13 protein-coding genes are annotated in these 17,504 nt (G+C 51.9%); all 13 read right to left on the reverse strand.

What is annotated here, in order from left to right; genetic code table 11:
* Positions 1–18 precede the first annotated feature (18 nt).
* The 13 genes from WCS52_02535 to WCS52_02595 all read right to left on the reverse strand — a co-directional run bounded on the left by WCS52_02535 (position 19) and on the right by WCS52_02595 (position 17,492).
* Positions 19–1,140, reverse strand: a complete 1,122-nt coding sequence (locus WCS52_02535; protein ID MEI6166048.1) for a DegT/DnrJ/EryC1/StrS family aminotransferase — start codon at positions 1,138–1,140, stop codon at positions 19–21.
* Positions 1,137–1,553, reverse strand: coding sequence for an FdtA/QdtA family cupin domain-containing protein (locus WCS52_02540; GenBank protein ID MEI6166049.1), 417 nt, complete (start codon positions 1,551–1,553; stop codon positions 1,137–1,139). Before WCS52_02540 ends, WCS52_02535 begins: the two co-directional genes overlap by 4 nt.
* Positions 1,550–2,140 (reverse strand): acyltransferase, encoded by a 591-nt coding sequence (locus WCS52_02545; GenBank protein ID MEI6166050.1) that lies wholly within the window; start codon positions 2,138–2,140, stop codon positions 1,550–1,552. The genes WCS52_02540 and WCS52_02545 overlap by 4 nt, the downstream gene beginning before the upstream one ends.
* A gap of 50 nt (positions 2,141–2,190) precedes the next feature.
* Entirely contained in the window at positions 2,191–3,177 is a 987-nt protein-coding gene (locus tag WCS52_02550) for a glycosyltransferase (protein ID MEI6166051.1), read from the reverse strand.
* A gap of 34 nt (positions 3,178–3,211) precedes the next feature.
* Positions 3,212–3,367 (reverse strand): DapH/DapD/GlmU-related protein, encoded by a 156-nt coding sequence (locus WCS52_02555; GenBank protein ID MEI6166052.1) that lies wholly within the window; start codon positions 3,365–3,367, stop codon positions 3,212–3,214.
* A 423-nt stretch (positions 3,368–3,790) separates the two neighbouring features.
* A complete protein-coding gene (locus WCS52_02560; GenBank protein MEI6166053.1) occupies positions 3,791–7,324 on the reverse strand; it encodes a choice-of-anchor D domain-containing protein in 3,534 nt (1,177 codons plus the stop codon).
* Positions 7,321–8,274, reverse strand: coding sequence for a glycosyltransferase family 2 protein (locus WCS52_02565; protein MEI6166054.1), 954 nt, complete (start codon positions 8,272–8,274; stop codon positions 7,321–7,323). The genes WCS52_02560 and WCS52_02565 overlap by 4 nt, the downstream gene beginning before the upstream one ends.
* A complete protein-coding gene (locus WCS52_02570; protein ID MEI6166055.1) occupies positions 8,267–9,559 on the reverse strand; it encodes a hypothetical protein in 1,293 nt (430 codons plus the stop codon). The genes WCS52_02565 and WCS52_02570 overlap by 8 nt, the downstream gene beginning before the upstream one ends.
* Before the next feature lie 3 nt (positions 9,560–9,562).
* Entirely contained in the window at positions 9,563–11,440 is a 1,878-nt protein-coding gene (gene asnB, locus WCS52_02575; GenBank protein MEI6166056.1) for an asparagine synthase (glutamine-hydrolyzing), read from the reverse strand.
* 40 nt (positions 11,441–11,480) lie between these two features.
* Positions 11,481–12,347, reverse strand: coding sequence for a glycosyltransferase family A protein (locus WCS52_02580; GenBank protein ID MEI6166057.1), 867 nt, complete (start codon positions 12,345–12,347; stop codon positions 11,481–11,483).
* A 13-nt stretch (positions 12,348–12,360) separates the two neighbouring features.
* Positions 12,361–13,476, reverse strand: coding sequence for a hypothetical protein (locus WCS52_02585; protein ID MEI6166058.1), 1,116 nt, complete (start codon positions 13,474–13,476; stop codon positions 12,361–12,363).
* Between the two features lie 6 nt (positions 13,477–13,482).
* Positions 13,483–15,573, reverse strand: coding sequence for a DUF354 domain-containing protein (locus WCS52_02590; GenBank protein MEI6166059.1), 2,091 nt, complete (start codon positions 15,571–15,573; stop codon positions 13,483–13,485).
* An 11-nt stretch (positions 15,574–15,584) separates the two neighbouring features.
* Positions 15,585–17,492, reverse strand: a complete 1,908-nt coding sequence (locus WCS52_02595; GenBank protein ID MEI6166060.1) for a hypothetical protein — start codon at positions 17,490–17,492, stop codon at positions 15,585–15,587.
* Positions 17,493–17,504 lie beyond the last annotated feature (12 nt).

Here is a 17,504-nt window from a genome sequence, read left to right on the forward strand (position 1 = left end):
TTCTGCTCCGAATTCAAATCACATTGAGGCGATGTCGAAAAGGGCGCACTTTCTCACGGCTCCAATGGCATAGCTGACTTGATCCTTGGTTATATGCGGTCCTATTGGAAGGCTGAGAACAGTTTGAGCGAGCTGTTCAGCGATTGGAAGTGATCCGGCTGAAGGCTTCATTTCTGCGTACGCACCGGATAGATGCGGGGGAATCGGATAGTGAATGAGCGTACCAATTCCGGCTTCGGTCAACGCTTGTCTGAGTTCATCCCGTTGTGGATGGCGGATGACAAAAAGGTGCCAGACCGGTTCCGCCCAATGAGGGATCAGGGGAACTTTCATTCCCGCCACACCAAGGAGATCTTTGAGGTATCGCTCGGCCACGATGCGTCGCCGTGTGTTCCATTCATCCAGGTGCTTCAATTTGACTCGCAGAAACGCAGCTTGTAGCTCATCCAACCGTGAATTGAATCCCTTGCACTCATTGTAGTATTTCTGCTTTGAGCCGTAGTTCCGTAACATCCGGATACGATTAGCGAGATCAGTATCATTGGTTGTGATCGCGCCCCCGTCCCCGAATGCTCCGAGATTCTTTCCTGGATAAAAACTATGCCCGGCGGCATGGCCGAGTGAGCCGGTGCGGCGGCCTTTGTAGCGCGCCCCCTGGGCTTGGGCATTGTCTTCAATCACCTTCAGGTTAAAGCGTGCGGCAATATCCATGATGGGGTCCATGTCTGCTGGCTGACCATACAGATGCACTGGCAGGATGGCTTTGGTTCGCGCCGTAATCGCCGCCTGGATCAAATCGGGCGCAATGTTGTACGTTTGCGGGTCTGGTTCTACCGGTACGGGAGTTGCCCCTGCATGCGATACTGCCAGCCATGTGGCGATGTAGGTGTTTGACGGGACAATCACCTCGTCCCCGGGGCCAATGCCATAGGCCCTGAGAATCAGGTGCAGGGCATCAAGGCCGTTGCCGACTCCGATGCATTCCTTCGTGTCGCAATATGAGGCGTACTCTTTCTCGAAAGACTCAACTTCCTGCCCGAGTATATACCAGGCAGAGCGCATGAATTTAAAATATGCCTCATCAAGGGCCTCCTTTAATTCATCATAAGGGCCACTGAAGTCGAGAAAAGGGACGTTCATCTTTGCACCTCCGCGATGGCGCGCAGGTATTCATTGTAATCGCGATAGTAGCCATCGGGTTCGTAGAACTCTGACGCCAGCGCCAAACAGACTGAACCAGAGGAAAAGTTGTCCATCTCCCTCCATATCATCGGGGGGATATGCAGCCCGTGATAGGAGCGGTTCAGGTGAATCCGTTGCTTTTCTTTACCGTCATATGCAATCACGTCAAAACTTCCCGACATCGCGATGAGGAACTGATGGCATGATTTCAGCGCATGCCCTGCACGTTCCGCACCCCCGGGTACATCATAAAGGTAAAAGACCCGCTTGATCTCGAATGGGATGTGCCGGGTGGCTTCAATGAAGGTGAGATTACCCCGAGGATCTGCCATTTTCGGCAGATCAATTCGTTTGCAGTCTGCGATATTCATGGTCGGATCTCCTTTAGTTTCTTTTCTGATCGTAATGTGTATTTTCGATGACAAAGGCAACTGAACCCCAGGCCGGAGGAGGGCGTCAGTTTCTGGCCACAGCGGCAGACCCACGCGACGAAGCGGGCCGGATTCCCTATGACCTCCGCAAAGTCAGGGATATCTTTAGTGACCACGGCGCCGGCGCCAATCATGGCCCAGCGGCCAATCACGATTCCGGGCAGGATAGTGGCATTGGCGCCAATGGCGCAGCCCCGCCGCAATAATGTCTTTGGGTATTCTGAAAGATGCTGGTTGCTTCTCGGATTATGATCGTTGGTGAATGTGGCGCAGGGGCCAATGAACACATCGTTCTCAACGAGAACGCCATTCCAAAGATAGACTCCGCACTTCACCGTTACACGATTACCGATCTGAACCCCGTTCTCAATAAATGTGTGGTCGCAAATATTGCAGTCAGCCCCCACAACAGCACCATTAACGATATGTGCGAAGGCCCAGACGCGCGTTCCCTTGCCGACTTGTGCTCCCGCTTCGATCGCAGCCAGGGGATGAATCAATCCCGGACACATTACATCGGGTTTCATAGGATAACTTCTTTCAATCTGTGGCCGACTGACGGGAATCCTCGTTAAAGTTATGTCAGTAGCTTAAGCTTAATGTCCCAATCCCATCTCAATACGTGGCGCACCAAAATCTTGGCAGCATTATGAAACGTACCCCCGCTGAATATAATCAGGAATGCCAGTTTTATGGCCTCGAGGCGTGTCGCATCAAACGCCCTGACATCATATTCGTAAATCTTCACCATGCGTTTGAGCTCATTCTCGACCTCTGGGTGGTGTACCCCGCGCTTCTTTTGCCAGGCGTTTAGCCACTCTTTTGCGATCGCCAGCGTATTTTCTGAGGATTTGCGTCTCAGTGTCGTTCTTCGCGAACCTTCCTTCACGGCGGGAATATCCCGATACACAATTGACAGGCACTCTTCATGGGAACGGTGTTGAACTAGCGGTTCATCCAAAACTCCAATTCCGGACGTCAACCAGGCACGAAATGAATAGACCCAGTCTTCGGTAAACAGATGTCGATCAAGCGGGCCGTAATCATCATGCAAGGTTCGGCTATAGGCCGCACAAGCCCCTGTGGCGCCACATCGCCAGTGGCGTGCTTTTTGCGAGAGCTCCGGGACAAATACGACATTCCGCTGGATAAACCCGGTGGGTCTGCCGTTAATGTCGACTTCCTCGAATGGACTACAAACAAGGTCAACAGGGGAAGACTTATCCAACCAACGCCTTACCACTTTTTCGGTGCGCTGGGGTAGCGACATGTCATCCCCTGCCTGAATCACGCAGAATTTCCCTGTTGAAAGTTCCCACGTTCGATTCAAGTTGCCGGCTAATCCGAGGTTGGTTGGATTTCGGTTCAGGATGACCTTGTGAGGCCCGTGATAAGCGGCCACTTCAGCGTTCATGACCTCGTAAGTTGAGTCTGTGGAGCAGTCATCAGACAAGACGATCTCGAGTGGGCTGTACGTTTGCGACAATGCACTTCGCACGGCGTCAGCAACAAAACGCTCCTGATTGTACGCGATGACAACAAAGCTGACTAAGGGGTTTCCCATTTCGACGCTCTCCCTTAAGGAATTAGGTTAGTCCTCAGTGGATGATTCTGGCGGGAATTCCCCCCGCCGTGCTGTTGGGCGGGATATCCTTCGTGACAACGGCGTTTGCTCCAATGATGGAGTGATGTCCGATCCTGACACCTTTCAATATTACGGCATTGACGCCCAACCAGCAGTCATGCTCGATCACTACCGGCTTACTCCTGAATTTGTCGCATTGTGTCGTCCGTTCTCCCAATGCATCAACGATATGATCTGAATCCGTTATAAATACCCTTGGGGCAATCAACACGAAGTCTTGAATTTCCACCGATACACTCGCATTGCATTGAAAATCATGCAGGATGCTGCAATGAGCGCCAATCCGGATCTTAGGATCATCTCCCGGTTCTGCCGGTGAAAGGTCGGCCAGGCACCAGCCATCATTCAGTGAGGTGTGATGCCCTATGCTGATGGCCTTCGGATTGCGTACAAATCTGCATTTTCCAAGAACGGATCGTGTGCCGAACGAATGGAACCTCCAGCTCCAAAATATTCCCGTTTTAGCCAGGAGAAATAATCTATGAAAATGCAGGTGCATGTGGAGGACTTTATAGGTTCCGCTGTCATATACTTACGGGGCGACGACCCGTAAATTGCGAGGGGCAGGGGGGAGTTGGAGAATGACAAAGCTTTGGAGCTGCACATCAGCCTCCCTGCACCTGATGATGACCTGATGCACGCCCTGGGTGAGGGCAAAGATCTTGGGGATATATTGATTGTTTGCTTCCGAGCCATTGCCTCGCCAGCTTATTACCCGTTGTTCGAAATTCGAAGTAGTCGGTATATCCCAGATCATGGTTGGATCTTCGGGTTCCGCGTCGATGTTCAGGAAAAAGGAGTTGGCTCCGATATTGGGCGCATTCACCAGCCCCTGAAGGATGTAGTTTCCCGGATAGGTAATCGTAAAAGAATAAGCGGCGCGGCCACCCAAGGCCGGGTCAAAGGTTTGCAATGGCTGGCTGATTGATGAGTTGGTATAGACGAAGGGGGCAGTAATAACTCCTGATCCCGACAGGAACGTCAATCCCTCCACTGGCGGAGGAGGGGCTTCAACCCCGACCGCAAGGGTAGATTCGGCGCTGGAAACGCCATTGTTTACACGCAGCTTCCAGATAAACGTACTGCCTGCCGCGCCGGTCATGTAGTTAAAATTAATGCTTAAAACGGATCCAGTGCCGCTTTGAACCACGGTTTCACTTCCGTTCGTTGTATATAACCACTGCCAGGTCATCGGATAACCATTTGGGTCGGAGGCGGTTCCGGAATACTGGACAACGGACCCTGCAAATACCTGGAGCCCGGATTTGGAAAGGTTGACATCAAGACCGTTCTGGGTGATAGCCGAAACGACTGGTGGCAACCAGGCTGAGCCGGTGGCTGTTGCGATGGTTCCGCTGCCTCCTGTGAAGGCAATGCCCTGACTATTTGATCCAATGGTGGTTGGGCTGTAACGAGCTGTGACGGCCTGGCTCAATCCCGCTCCGAGAGAATAAGGACTGCCGGAGAGGATACTGAACGGAGCCACTGCGCTCGCGCTACCCGAGAGGGTGCCTCCGCCGGAGTTCTGAACTGTAAATGAGCGGTCTGCCGTTGTTCCCACAGGGATAGAGCCAAAGCTCTGACTGCCCGGCGAGATCGATATCGAAGGGAGTAACACGGCTACCCCGTTCACAGTTGCCACTGCTCCCGCGCCACCCGTGAAAGCCATATTCTGGCTATTTGTGCCTGCTGAGACCGGGCTATAACGGACCGTCACGGTCTGGCTCACGCCAGCCCCGAGACTATAGGGACTGCCAGAAATGACGCTGAATGGGGCCAGGGCGCTCGCGCTACCTGCGAGAGTTCCTCCGCCGGAGTTCTGAACAGTAAAAGAACGGTCTGCGGTTGTTCCAACAGTGATTAAACCGAAGCTCTGGCTCATTGGAGTTAACGAAAGTGTGGGAGAGATCAGTGATGAAACAAGGATGTTGTCAGCGATAATGGTGCCTTGGCTCAGGTCCACGCTAATTCCGCCACTCAAAAAGGGCGAAGTGCCATCAAACCCGGTGTCAGTCACGTCCAGCAAAACCGAACCATCATAATAGACCTGAATCCGCGTGCTTTGAAACACTAACTTGAGTGAATGTGAATTCGTGCCCACCGCCGGTAAGCTCACCTGTTGCATGGGCGTGCCACTCCAACTGGTCCATGCTGAAAATTTGATCAGTTTAATTACATTACCTCCATTTACGGGATACACCCAAGCACCATAATGGGCGCCAGTGGTCGGATTCACCCTGCCGCCTAATCCACCGCCATATGCATCAGATGAAAATTGAATGCGCCCTTCAATCGAGTAATCCGTCCAATTGGTGGCCAGGCACAGATACCCATATGCTCCGGATCCAGCGATCCCCTGCAAGGTTCCACTTAAAAGGCTCCAGGTGCCTAGAATGCTATTCCACGGCGATAGCGACGTTCTTGAAAAGTCATCGGAAAAAAGGGCACCGGAAGGGTTAACGGTAATGCTCGCTACGGCAATACCTGAATTAGTCAAACCATCACTGGCCCGGTAACTGAAGCTGATCAAGCCGGTGAAATTTGTCGACGGGGTATAAGTGAATCCTCCGTTCGGGTTCAGGTTCAATGTGCCGTTGGTTGGACCGTTCGAGATCACAGCGGTCAGGTTGCTCCCTGTATCATTGCTCAACACTCCGTTTGCCGATATGATGGTAAGGGTTGTTCCCTGAGCCATGCTGTAGTTGTCGTTGTTGGCCGTTGGTACATTTGCTACGGGCGGGGGAGGGGGGGCGACGATATTGGTTCCCCCGAATTCATACGCTCCGATATCCCACCAGCCGTCAGCCCCTCGCGTATTGCCGCTCGGGTCAAGGTTATATGGACTTCCAAGCGTGACGCCGGCGGTTGGGGTATTGGTGGCCAGCCGGAAATCCCCTGTCGCCGCATTCATAAAGCGAGCCACCCCCGTATTCAGGATATTGTGGTCCTGCGTTTGAACGTAGGCAAAGCCGGGAGTATACACGCACGCCTGCCAGAGATTATTCTGGACGATAATGCCTGTTGAGCCTGAGACATTGCCTCCCGAAACACCTGAAGGACCGTGCATTCCGTAAAAGGTGTTATTGTAAATAAGGACGTTGTCGCAGTTTTCTACCCCAGTCATTGAAAGCACGCCGGCATTGTTATTGCCCTCGGCGGCAGTTGCGGCCCAGAAAACATTGCCGTAAACATAAATGCCGTTTACCCGGAGAGTACCATACGACTGGGGTTCAATGTAGGTTGTGGAGGGATACAGCAAGTCCGCCACATCACAGTAACGTATGGTCACATTCTTGGTGTCAGCTAACTGAAAGACTTCGCTGTGTTCCTGTCCGGCAAATGAGCGCAGATAGCAATGGTCAATGATGATGCCTTGATCGGTCACCGCATCTCCGGTGAAACACATCCCCACCAGACCTCCGTGCAAATAGCAGTTCTGGATGAATTGACCCACCGATAAGCCGCCTCCATACGTCATGCCTTTTTCGTCGAACGGCAACCCGGCCGCGCTGCCGTCCGGGTAGGGACATTGCATTTCTACATGTTTGAGTATCAGGTAGGATTGCTTCCCCCCATAGGTGCCGATGCAATCATCCTGTGATCCATCAGATCCCTGTACCAGTTTGATGCCGTAACTGCTGCTGTTGATCCCGGACCCGGTAATCCCATCCACCGACAAATAGGAAAGGCTGACGGTCCATACCGTTCCGCTGGCAGCCGTGAATACCGCCTGATTGCTTTCGTAAGAGGCTTGCCACCCATTGACCGCCCCGCACTCTGCGGCGGTGGCTTTCTTCAGGTAGACATAGCTCGTTCCTGCAATTGAATTGAAGGTGTGTTTTCCGTAGTTTCCGCCGGCGATATAGTAGGTGTCGTTGCGGATCAAAGTGGCTGGAATGTCGGTATAGGCATTGAGCCAGTCATTGCCAGTACTACTCCCTGTAGCCCCAGCTCGGATGTAGTGATTGGCGGCCCAGGCCGGCGAAGCAAGGGCAATCAGCACGATAGCGCTGGATCGAATGCCCATACTGATGAGACGGTTGAAATATTTAGTTTTAATTTTCATAATGCACTCCTGTCAAACGTTTCCTTGCCGGTAATCAGCCAGCGAAGGCAAACTTGGCTTCTCGTAAACTTAAACCTGGCTTCCTTGGTGGGATCACTACGGATCACCACGTTTAATCCCCTTAGTATCAGTCTGAGAAAGTGATGAAGGATGGAAAGTAAATAATAAGCGACTTGACCCGGTATGCCGTTGTGCTTTCGCCAGAAAGCGAGGTTGGCGCGCAGCATTTCGATGCTGTAGCGCAAAGGCGCATTGTCGGAACTGCCACCCCCGAAGTGAGTGGCGCTGGCTTGAGGTATAAACATGATCCTCCATCCTGCATCCCGGAATCGTTTACACCAGTCGACGTCCTCTGCGTAAAAAAAGAAGCGTTCATCCAAGCCGCCCACGACGTCAACGGCCTTGCGACGGGCTAACCAGAAACAACCGCTCAGCACCTCCACGTCGCTCTCGGTAAAATGAGATAAAGGGGTCATTTCCCTCGATAGAAGCGGCCAGCGTTGGAGCGCGTGGTCCAGGGCAAGGGCCCGGCAGATGGTGTTCATCAAAGTAGGAAAACGACGGCAGGTCGACTGTAACCGGTCTTCTCTATCAAGAACTTTTGGCCCTACCAGTCCGGCCTCCTCGTGGTGTTCCAGAAACGCCGTTAAAGTTTCAAAACATCCAGGATGGACAATCACATCGGAATTAACCAGAGCCAAGTAGTCGTGAGAGGCTTGTTTGATTCCGAGGTTATTGCCGCAGGCAAAGCCAAGATTATTGCTGGATCGGATGACTGTGACGCCGGGAAACTCTTTGGTCACCATTTCAGGAGAGCCATCAGTAGAGGCATTATCCACCACAATTACCTCGCCGATAAGTGTGCCGCTGTTTTTGTAAATGGAGGCCAGGCAGTTCCTTAGGAAATCTTTAGCATTCCAACTGACAATAATGACGGATATCTTATTCATGACAGATTGATGCGGTCATGACGAAATTCGGTTCTGACGCCGAGGAAGTCTGCACGGAACCGATGCTTGCCAGTATCAGATATAGAAATACAATTGACTGGTCAAAATATGACACTGACACCATCGTGGCAACATGGCCGAACAAGACAGCGCCCAGCGTCCATAGTAAAAATTGTCTGTCAGACGAAAGATCATCGCTCGAGTGGAAGACTCGACTGAGAGAGGTAAAGCCGCTGGCCAGCACACCGATAAATAGCAGCATCAGCGGCAGCCCCCCCAGAACCCCCAGCTTGAGATAATAATTAGTCATATCTGTGTGATCACCGCTCCAGCCGACCCCTGTGGGCATCCAATGCCGGGTGTAGTCGGTGCCTCCCAGCCACCATTCATCAAGATGCTTGAATGCAGAGTCTATCAACGCGGCACGGTGCCAGCCAGTACTGCTGCCGGTGAGGTCAATTCTGGCCAGGACATAACACACAGGAGCATTCATAGCAAAAGTAAGGGTAATCACTGCAAGGACAGCCGACCAACGGATCAGTCGCATATGTGCCCGGACTTTCCAGAGACTCAATCCTAGACAGGCCATAAGGGCCGTCATAATGGGCCCGCTGGAACGGCTAGTCAGCACCATGGTTCCTGTTGTAACCAGACCTAATAGGGACAGACGGCGATTGTCTTTCCAGAAAAGAAGCGCGAGTGGCAGGCATACGGCCCCAACGGTTCCTGCCAGGATTGAGTGCCCAAAGGGGCCTTGTGCCCGGACATGGCCATCGCGCACTTCGCTCAGTACCGGAACCCCGCCCAGAAAAGAAAACATACTTTTCCCTGTTACTGTTTCCATGATCATCTCAATCGCAATCGGCACCAAAACGATCAGGAGTATCTTGATCAGAGACTTGACGTTTTCAGAGTCGCGAATGAAAATCCGAAGCAGAAAGTACAAGCCTAATGCATCATAGGCAAATCCCAGCCGATTGATTAGGGCGGCCGAGAAGTTTTCGTGAAAAAAACTGCTTAACACGGCACACCCGCACCAGAGGATCATCATCCGGTCCAAATTCTGCCATCCACCGATGAGCCGTTCCTCCCTGAATATGACCCGTATCGAGCCCAGGGTGATCAATATCCGGATCACGTAAAAATGAAATGGACCGATAGAAATCGACTGACCTAGTGTCATATAACTGGCGCCAATCAACAATGGCAGCGGGGCCCATGTCCGCGGTAGTTTCAACAGGTAATAGCCGGTGAGCAAGGTAAATATGACTGCAAGTGGATTCATGGGTTAACCGGGAAGAAAGGTGCGGCGCCATAGCTCCAAAGAGAGGAGCAGGTAGATGTGGCGCATGTATTGCTCTTGTCCCTGCCGGTCACGTTCCAGCATTTGTCTAATGTAGCCCTGGTCAAAATAGCGTGCCACAATGGACTCTTTGCTTAAGAGGCAATCATCCACAAGGGGTTTCATGGACGTGCGAAGCCAGTGAGCGATGGGATGCGCAAACCCTTTCTTCTTGCGATAGACAACTTCGCGTGGAAGCCATTTGAGCATGGCTTTCTTATGTAGATATTTTCCAGTCATTCCCTTGAGCTTGAGTTTGGGCGGGAGGGATTCAATGAATTCGATCAAACGGTAATCCAGGAAGGGCACGCGAACTTCAAGCGAGTTGGCCATTGAGGTTTTATCCGCAACCATAAGGAGATCGTCAGGTAGGTTCGCTCGCGTATCAATATATAGCATCTGGCTGAGCGGATCTAGGTGCTGCACGTCGGTTTGTAAGCGTTTAAGCGCCTCCCTTGTGCCAAACGGGGCCAGTTCGAACTGTTGTTTCATTTGATTCTTATAAAGCCTGTCTTTCATCTCTGCGCTGAAAAATGAGTAGACTTTAGTAAATCGCGTCAGCATATCTTTTTCTCCGAGGGAAGCGGCCCCACGTTTTAATCGTTCCAGTCGTCCGGGCACTTTCGAAATGACTGCCGCTACCCCATTCGTCAATGCCGATGGCAGGCGGCTGTAGAAGGTCGAAAGTTTAACGCCTTTATAGCGGTCATAACCTGCCCAGGGTTCATCAGCGCCCTGTCCAGTCAATGCGACCTTGACGTGCGCGCTGGTGATATTCGAGACAAAATAGAACGCGGCGGCAGGTTCATGGCCGACAGGTTCCTCCAGGTCGGACATATATCGTTCATAGTATTTCTGGTAGTCTGATGATCCCACAATCATGTTGAAATGATCCGCATTAAACTGGCGTGCGGTCAATCGGGCGTCTTCAACCTCATTGGTCTTTTCTCCCCCCTCGAATCCAATGGTGAACGTTTGGACCGGGCTGGATGAATGTTGACTCATTATCGCCAGCAACGCTCCAGAGTCGACCCCTGAACTCAGGAATAGTCCCAGCGGCACATCGCTGCGGAGTTGCAGGCGAACGGCATCTTCTAGCAGAGTTTGGTATTCCTGGATTAAATCCTCTTCGCGCCACTTACGTCGTATCTCTGGCACCCAATTCCAAAATCGCTCAACTTCCATTTTGTCACGGGAACACAGCATCCAGTGCGCGGGTGGCAGCTTGTAGATATGGTTGAATAATGTTTTTGGGGAAGGGACTGACCGGAATGTAAAGAGTTCTGCCAGGGATTCCAGATCCACCTCATTCGGGCATGAGGAATCCTGCATCAGTGCTTTGATTTCTGATCCAAAAAGCAGGCGATTGCCTATCCAGACGTAATAGAGGGGTTTTATCCCGAGATGATCACGAGCAAGAAATAATTCCCGTTTATTCGTATCCCATATCGCAAAGGCAAACATACCGTTGAAGCGGCTGACGCAGTCTTTTCCCCACTGTTCGTAGGCATGGACGATGACTTCTGTGTCCGATCGTGTCCTGAATTGATGGCCGAAGCCTGCGAGTTCTTTGCGCAATTCGATGAAATTATAGATCTCTCCATTAAACACAATCTGTAGCGTCCGGTCTTCATTGGCGAGAGGTTGGGCGCCACCTCCCAGATCAATAATACTAAGTCGCCGATGTCCCAGCCCGATTTCATGGTCGATGTATTGTCCATCTCCGTCAGGACCACGATGGCTTATGGACGCTGTCATCGCTTTCAGGAGTTGGCTATCAACAGGGTTGCCTGTTCTGTCAAAAATTCCAGTAATGCCGCACATAGTATGTTTCAATCTGACGATGGACTTCTATTTGGCCGGGTTAACTGAATCCGAGCGCTTGCCTCAGTTTAATCCGTTGTTCTGCCCGCAAGTAATCAACCACATCCTGCGGTAAGGCGATCGGCTCATGCCGGATCATACTCCAGATAAAACCCGCCAGGGCTGCGCCACTGCCCACTACAACGGGATAGTCTCCAATCCGGTAGATACATCGCAGAAGATAAAATAGGGCCCCGTACCCCAGTGAATGGAATTTCCGGCCATCACGCAGGCTGGTCATCAATGGTCGTCCATGAGCAAACCCCGTACGGCGATGCTCGAGCACCTTGTTCGTGAGTGATTTTCTTACCATCCAGCCATTCATTCTGGTCATGATCTCAGCAGCGGCATCGATGCCGCCGTGCTTGAGAGGGAGATAGCCCCCGATCTCCTCGAAACACTTGCGACGAAACAGCTGAACCTTTCCACCAACACTATCCAGCGTCGTGTCGTAAGTTTTGAAGTCCTTGTCGTATTTGGTGTACACAATCCCCCCGCCCAGGCCCAAATCAGGATCGGTGCTGAATTCTTTCAGAATGTTCTCGAAGTATTGAGGTTCGAAGGAAATGTCCGCATCCACATTACCGATATATTCAAAAACCAAATCACGGGTTTCCTCCATGCCTCGTTTAAAAGCAATCGCCTTACGGGCGAAATTTCGTTCAGCGTCGCGCTTCAGGTTGATAAGTTGAATGAAATCATAACGATTCGCGTACCCCTGGATAATTCCCCCTGTTTGATCGGTCGAACCGTCGTTAACGACAATCCATTTTACAGGACGGAGCGTCTGGGAAATCATGGATAACGCCGTTTTCCCGATGAAGTCCGCCTCATTGTGTGCAGGCGTAATGATGACATAGGTAGGCATTGTCAAATCCCCTTTATTCCATACACGTTTGAATAGAGTGGGGTGTGGCCGTGAGAGGGGGCGGAAGAAAGGTGTCGGTAAGCCTGCCAAATTGAAAGCGAATAGGGTCTCGAGCCGCATAGTCGAGGAATGACTTTACGCTCCATTGGTTCAGCCGGATAAAGAGCTTTGAATGGCCGATCAATACAAATGGGAGAACGCCATAATTACCACGGTCATGGTTTCTTGAGGCTCGATTCAAGGCTCCGATCAGCTGTTGCCCTGTGCATTGATTGAAATCCGCTTTCCAGGCATGTTTACGCCTTACCCATTGTAACAGCCCTTGGCCCATGCTTTTCGACTGCGGGGGCGTCAATCCTTTGGGCTGACCTCTTCCGTCTGAACTGGATATTTTATGCATGCTGCTCACAAACGTGCGGTAAATACGAAGTTTCGTTAGAAAAGCCCCGAGCCAACGGTTTTCGCTGTAAATCGGAAATTCAAATACTTGGCCGTCCTCGCTCCGGGCACAAATATCATTCTTGTCGATTCTCCAGGGGACCAGCTCGCTAGGTGCTGCGCTATAGTCAAAACTCACTGCCCCCTCGCGTTGACCGTGCTTAAAAACGGAAGTGTCTATCTTAAATCCATTATTTATAAGTGCCTGGACCACATTGGTAGAGGGACTCATGGACCAGTTGGCTGCACGGAACGCGATACATGCGTAATCAGTCATGACCGGATTCAGTATTTTCTCCAGGGTGTGTTTGCCCAGGCTCAGTATTTCGTTGATTCGGTCAGGGGGAAGGTTCGCAACATTGTATTCAGACCAATCTTGAATCCATCGCTCTCCATCCTGCCTTGCGTTGAAATATGAGGGGTGTAGGTGAAGTTGAACGTCGTGGCCTCGCCGAATGGCATCCTGAAGCTGCGCCACGATCGCATCGTAGAAATAATCATCTCGCCCAGTTTGCGCCTTGTATTCACTGAATTTTAAAATTTCTGCAACATCCGCCATAATAGTGAGTTTTGCGCCATACTTGTCAAAAAGATCCATCATCCGGTTAGTAGGTTCAACCATCAGGGCGTGCGGACACCCTTCGCCGTTTCCATGTATTTCGTAATCGAGCGTAAAGATGATACGGAGCATAATAAATTATTGAGGTGAGGGAGGGCATTGCTGAGAGGGCGTCTTGTTGGCATCACGATCCCGCGAGGAGGAATGATTCTCGGCGATGTCGACAATGCAGGATACAATGGATTGGAGCGTTTGTCGGTCAGTATCGACCGAAGACCGGGTTTTATCCCGCTTCTTGATATTCAACTGTCCAGGAAGGTCGGTAGGGTTGCGGATGAATGTCAGCTTCCCGGTGTCGGACAGATACTGATCCACACAGCCAATAGATCCACCGAAGATGCTGTAAACCGGTACGCCGAGAGCGGCGGCTTCCCGGTTCATGGTGCCACCACCACTTATGACAACATCGGAGTGCCAAAGCAGGTTAAGTCCGTCTAGCGCATGGTGGGGGACGATTATCTTCTGGCCCGTAAACCAATGTGGGTTCACCATTTTGAGAAGCTCCAATTGCTTCGTATTCCGAGGAACGAGGATAATCCGGACGTCCGGAAGGCCAAGCAGGGAGACCATGGTTGCGTCAAAAAGGGTATCGCTTAGCGGCGCCCGGTAATGGGCTTCCGTGGCGGGCGGACGTACCGTGACGATGGTATCGGCAGGACTCAAGCCGAGGTCGTGCATGAGACTCGCGTCCGGAATGAAGTCAGGGGTGTACACATTTTCCTTGATGCCGGGGTAGTGTAACAGGTTCTCGTGGGGGCCCCGGACGGCAGAGTCGGGGATGACTTCAGGCATGAGGTGGTGAGTTGGGTGAAATAGGGGAAGTCCGCGAGCATGCTCGTAATCACTAATTAACATGCACGGAATTCTCAGGAGAGCGGAGAGGATTACCTGGGATCGCGATCCATGTGAAACGGCCAGAATGGGTTTCTCCCGGAGGATGAGAGGAGCCAGTTGAGCCGCCCGGTAGCACAGTCCCATTCCTTTTATCAGGCGGTGTTTCCCGTAATGTCGCCCAATCTTGATGCACTCTACCCCCATACGGTCTGCAAGTTCCCACACTTGAAACGCGTCGCGCGCGGTCACCAGGACATCATACCCCGCCGCTTTCAGTTCACGAATAATAGGTTTGAATAATGGGACATGAGGTGTGTTGTCCAGGTCAATCCAAATCTTGGAGGCAGAGGACCCGACAAGATGATGCGCACGTTTTCTGATAGGCGCAGTGCTCCTGCCTGCGCCATACTCAGATCTCCACCAATGGGCAAGGTCCCGGGGGAGTGCGTGCCAATACTGGTCCTGGTATTCAATTTTCACATGCTTAAGGAATTCTTCGTAGAAACTCAGCGGGTAGGATCCTTCCGTGACTGAAACTCCTCCGGGATCGGCGTAGCAGGGATGAACATCGCATGAGGCCATCCCCTGATGTGCCGCAATCCAAGCCAGCTTTCGGCTCCAGACTTCAGTCGTCTTTGCTTCAAGCAGGACAAACAAGGTGTGATCTTGAGCTAACGTGTAAGGAAGTTCCACGTACCCGGGTCGGGAGCCCAGTCCTTCAACCCAGAAAGGAAAAATGGTGCCGGTTCCTTCCGGCTGAGGTTCAAATGGATCCGTGTCAAAAGTGGAGGCGTCATAGCTCACATTCAACTCACGAATCCAGTCAAGATTACGGATCATCGAGGGGGCGCGGAATCCTGCAGCGCCCCATGCGTTGAGGAAGTGGTTAATGTGCGGGGCGCGCTGTGTAAAGATCCGGCGATCGGTGAAGGTTCGCCAGTCATGCTGCAGGCCATGAACCCCAACTTCAAAACCGCGACGAACCAGTTCATTGCGAAGCAACACCGGGTCGTCGTATCTCCCTTTGGGGACGAAGTAAAAGGCTGACCTGAAGCCAAGTCGCTCTTCAAGGTCGGCAATCTTGAGACATCGCTCGAGCCCGCGCTGAGTATCCACATCGTGACTGATGATGAAGGCAAATTGTTTTCCCGTCGGCCAGCCGGCCCACCCGTGAGGGGGAATTCCTGCCGATTCAAGAATAGGCCATACATCCTGAATGGAGGCTAACTTGTGTCGAGCAAGCGCCTGCCGAATCCGCAATCCCGCCCATTTGGGAAGCAAAGACTTCACCAGGTAGCGGAATCGTAGCCAGAATAAGGATAGAGAAGGGTTCATTTTGAGAAGACTTATGACTGTCCACCGAGAAAGGAAGGGGTGAAAAACCGGGTTTTATTGAGAATCGCCCCCATCGCGGCATGGCCAGTTTGATTGAGCAAGTCGCGAGCCTGGGTGGCCTTGGCCGCAGATCCTGTTCCCGCTTCGAGAACCAGCAGAATGCCATCTAGGGCAGGGGCAATTCGAAGTGCCATGCTGATGTCGTTCACGGGTGGCAGGTCAAAAATAACATAGCGGTATTTGCTGGTGCTGAGGCTATTTGCAAATGCGGTGATACTCGCCGCCACATTGATATGAGCCGGCGAATCAGTGGCTTCGCAACTACTCATCATGTAGAGATTCGGCTGGATAACAATGGTGTTTCCGTGGCCGTCCCCAAGAAGATTAGTCATCATTGAAGGCGAGCCCTGGGACAAAAGGCGATGAGCGGAGGCGTGGTCCACGTCTGCGTCGATAATCAATATCTGACCGTCATTATTGCGGGCCATGGCTGATGCCAGTCCTGCGACAATGGTTGATGATCCCGCCCCGAGCTGGCATCCGGCAATCCCGAGAAGGTAGGCACTTCCATCCGCCTTCGGCGTCGAAGCGATGATTCGGTCCCGTAACGCCTCGCAGTAGGGACGAAGGCCTTCCTGCAGCATGAGGTTATGCCGGGATGTCATTCCCTTTGATTTGTCACGGACGGTATCATCATCTTGAGCGCCGCCTGGCGATATGTAAGATGTCCGTTCAGATTGATTTATGAAAGGAATGGATAGCAATAGCGGTAGCCCCAGACGGGTAGCGATCTCAGCAGGGGACTTGATAGAGGTGTGAATGACGTTTTCCCTGACAAATGCCAGGGACAACCCAACCGCAAGCCCGAGGATTAACGAGAAGCCCACCCTTTGAGGAACTTTGTCCCTGTATTTGTTGATGGGGTAGGAGGGGGGTTGGATAACAACCACACTGGAAATCTTTGCTGCATCAAGTGCATTATCTACCCGGGCCTGTTCAAGTCTCTTTGAAAAATACCGGTAGTTCTCCTCCTGGAGTTCTTTGTTGCGCTGGAGCTGAACCATTCGCTCATCGAGTGTGGCGAGATGTTTTGCCTGGGCCTGTGCCTGTTCCATTTGTTTTTTTAAGACTTCAATCTTGGCTCTCAAGGCCGCTCCTTCAGCCTCGCCCGTTCTCAAGGCCAGACTCCATTCCTGGGCTCCTGCGGTGATGACCACATTCGTCATCTCTACGGGAATCTGGTTTCTCAGCCTGAACTCGTCGTCGACCTCCTTTTGGGCTTGCGAAATCTGGGCACGGACCGCTAGCACTGGCCCGCTTGATGCCATATAGCTGTAGAGAAGTTGCGCTTCACGGCTTTGCAATTGCTTGAGACGCTCCACGAGTAGTGAATAATTGGAGGAAGGAGAGGAGGGAGAAGTTGATTCCAGAGGGGGGAAGACCCTGGTCATATTGGTTGAAGTAATGGAGAGGGCGGGCCGTAGCATCCCGACTTTGGCGTCACTTGCCGCTAATGACGTTTCCGCTTCCCGCTGTTGACGCTCCAAATCCTCGATCTTTCCTGAAACGAACTTCGCGGAATCTTCAAGTGAGATGATACCCGTATCGGTCTTTAAGGCGCGAAGTTCAGCTTCGGTTTCGTTGAGTCGGGATCGGAGCTGATCCGTTTGTTTGGATAAGAATTCGTAAGCTCCCGCATCCCGGTGAATCTCTGAATGTTTTTCGAGATAATGATGGATCAGGGATGAGAGAAAATCCTGAGCCAATGAAGGGTCTAATCCTTCGAATCGGAGGGAAATAATATTACTGTTGTTCACTGCTTCGATATTTAAGCTTTTGAGGACGGTGCGAAGGGTCAGGAAGCGATCCGTTTCATTGGTCCCTTCTGCGCCAAAACGTTTCAGGCCGATGTCATTCACGGCTTTTTCAAT

The sequence above is a fragment of the bacterium genome (genome assembly GCA_037128595.1).
In the GTDB taxonomy this organism is placed as follows: Bacteria; Verrucomicrobiota; Kiritimatiellia; order CAIKKV01; family CAITUY01; genus JAABPW01.

Coding starts and splice junctions, on each gene's coding strand:
- WCS52_02570 (MEI6166055.1), bottom strand. CDS start 9,559: ATGAATCCACTTGCAGTCATATTTACCTTGCTCACCGGCTATTACCTG.
- WCS52_02580 (MEI6166057.1), bottom strand. CDS start 12,347: ATGCCTACCTATGTCATCATTACGCCTGCACACAATGAGGCGGACTTC.
- WCS52_02545 (MEI6166050.1), bottom strand. CDS start 2,140: ATGAAACCCGATGTAATGTGTCCGGGATTGATTCATCCCCTGGCTGCG.
- WCS52_02550 (MEI6166051.1), bottom strand. CDS start 3,177: ATGGGAAACCCCTTAGTCAGCTTTGTTGTCATCGCGTACAATCAGGAG.
- WCS52_02535 (MEI6166048.1), bottom strand. CDS start 1,140: ATGAACGTCCCTTTTCTCGACTTCAGTGGCCCTTATGATGAATTAAAG.
- WCS52_02560 (MEI6166053.1), bottom strand. CDS start 7,324: ATGAAAATTAAAACTAAATATTTCAACCGTCTCATCAGTATGGGCATT.
- WCS52_02565 (MEI6166054.1), bottom strand. CDS start 8,274: ATGAATAAGATATCCGTCATTATTGTCAGTTGGAATGCTAAAGATTTC.
- asnB (MEI6166056.1), bottom strand. CDS start 11,440: ATGTGCGGCATTACTGGAATTTTTGACAGAACAGGCAACCCTGTTGAT.
- WCS52_02540 (MEI6166049.1), bottom strand. CDS start 1,553: ATGAATATCGCAGACTGCAAACGAATTGATCTGCCGAAAATGGCAGAT.
- WCS52_02590 (MEI6166059.1), bottom strand. CDS start 15,573: ATGAACCCTTCTCTATCCTTATTCTGGCTACGATTCCGCTACCTGGTG.
- WCS52_02585 (MEI6166058.1), bottom strand. CDS start 13,476: ATGCTCCGTATCATCTTTACGCTCGATTACGAAATACATGGAAACGGC.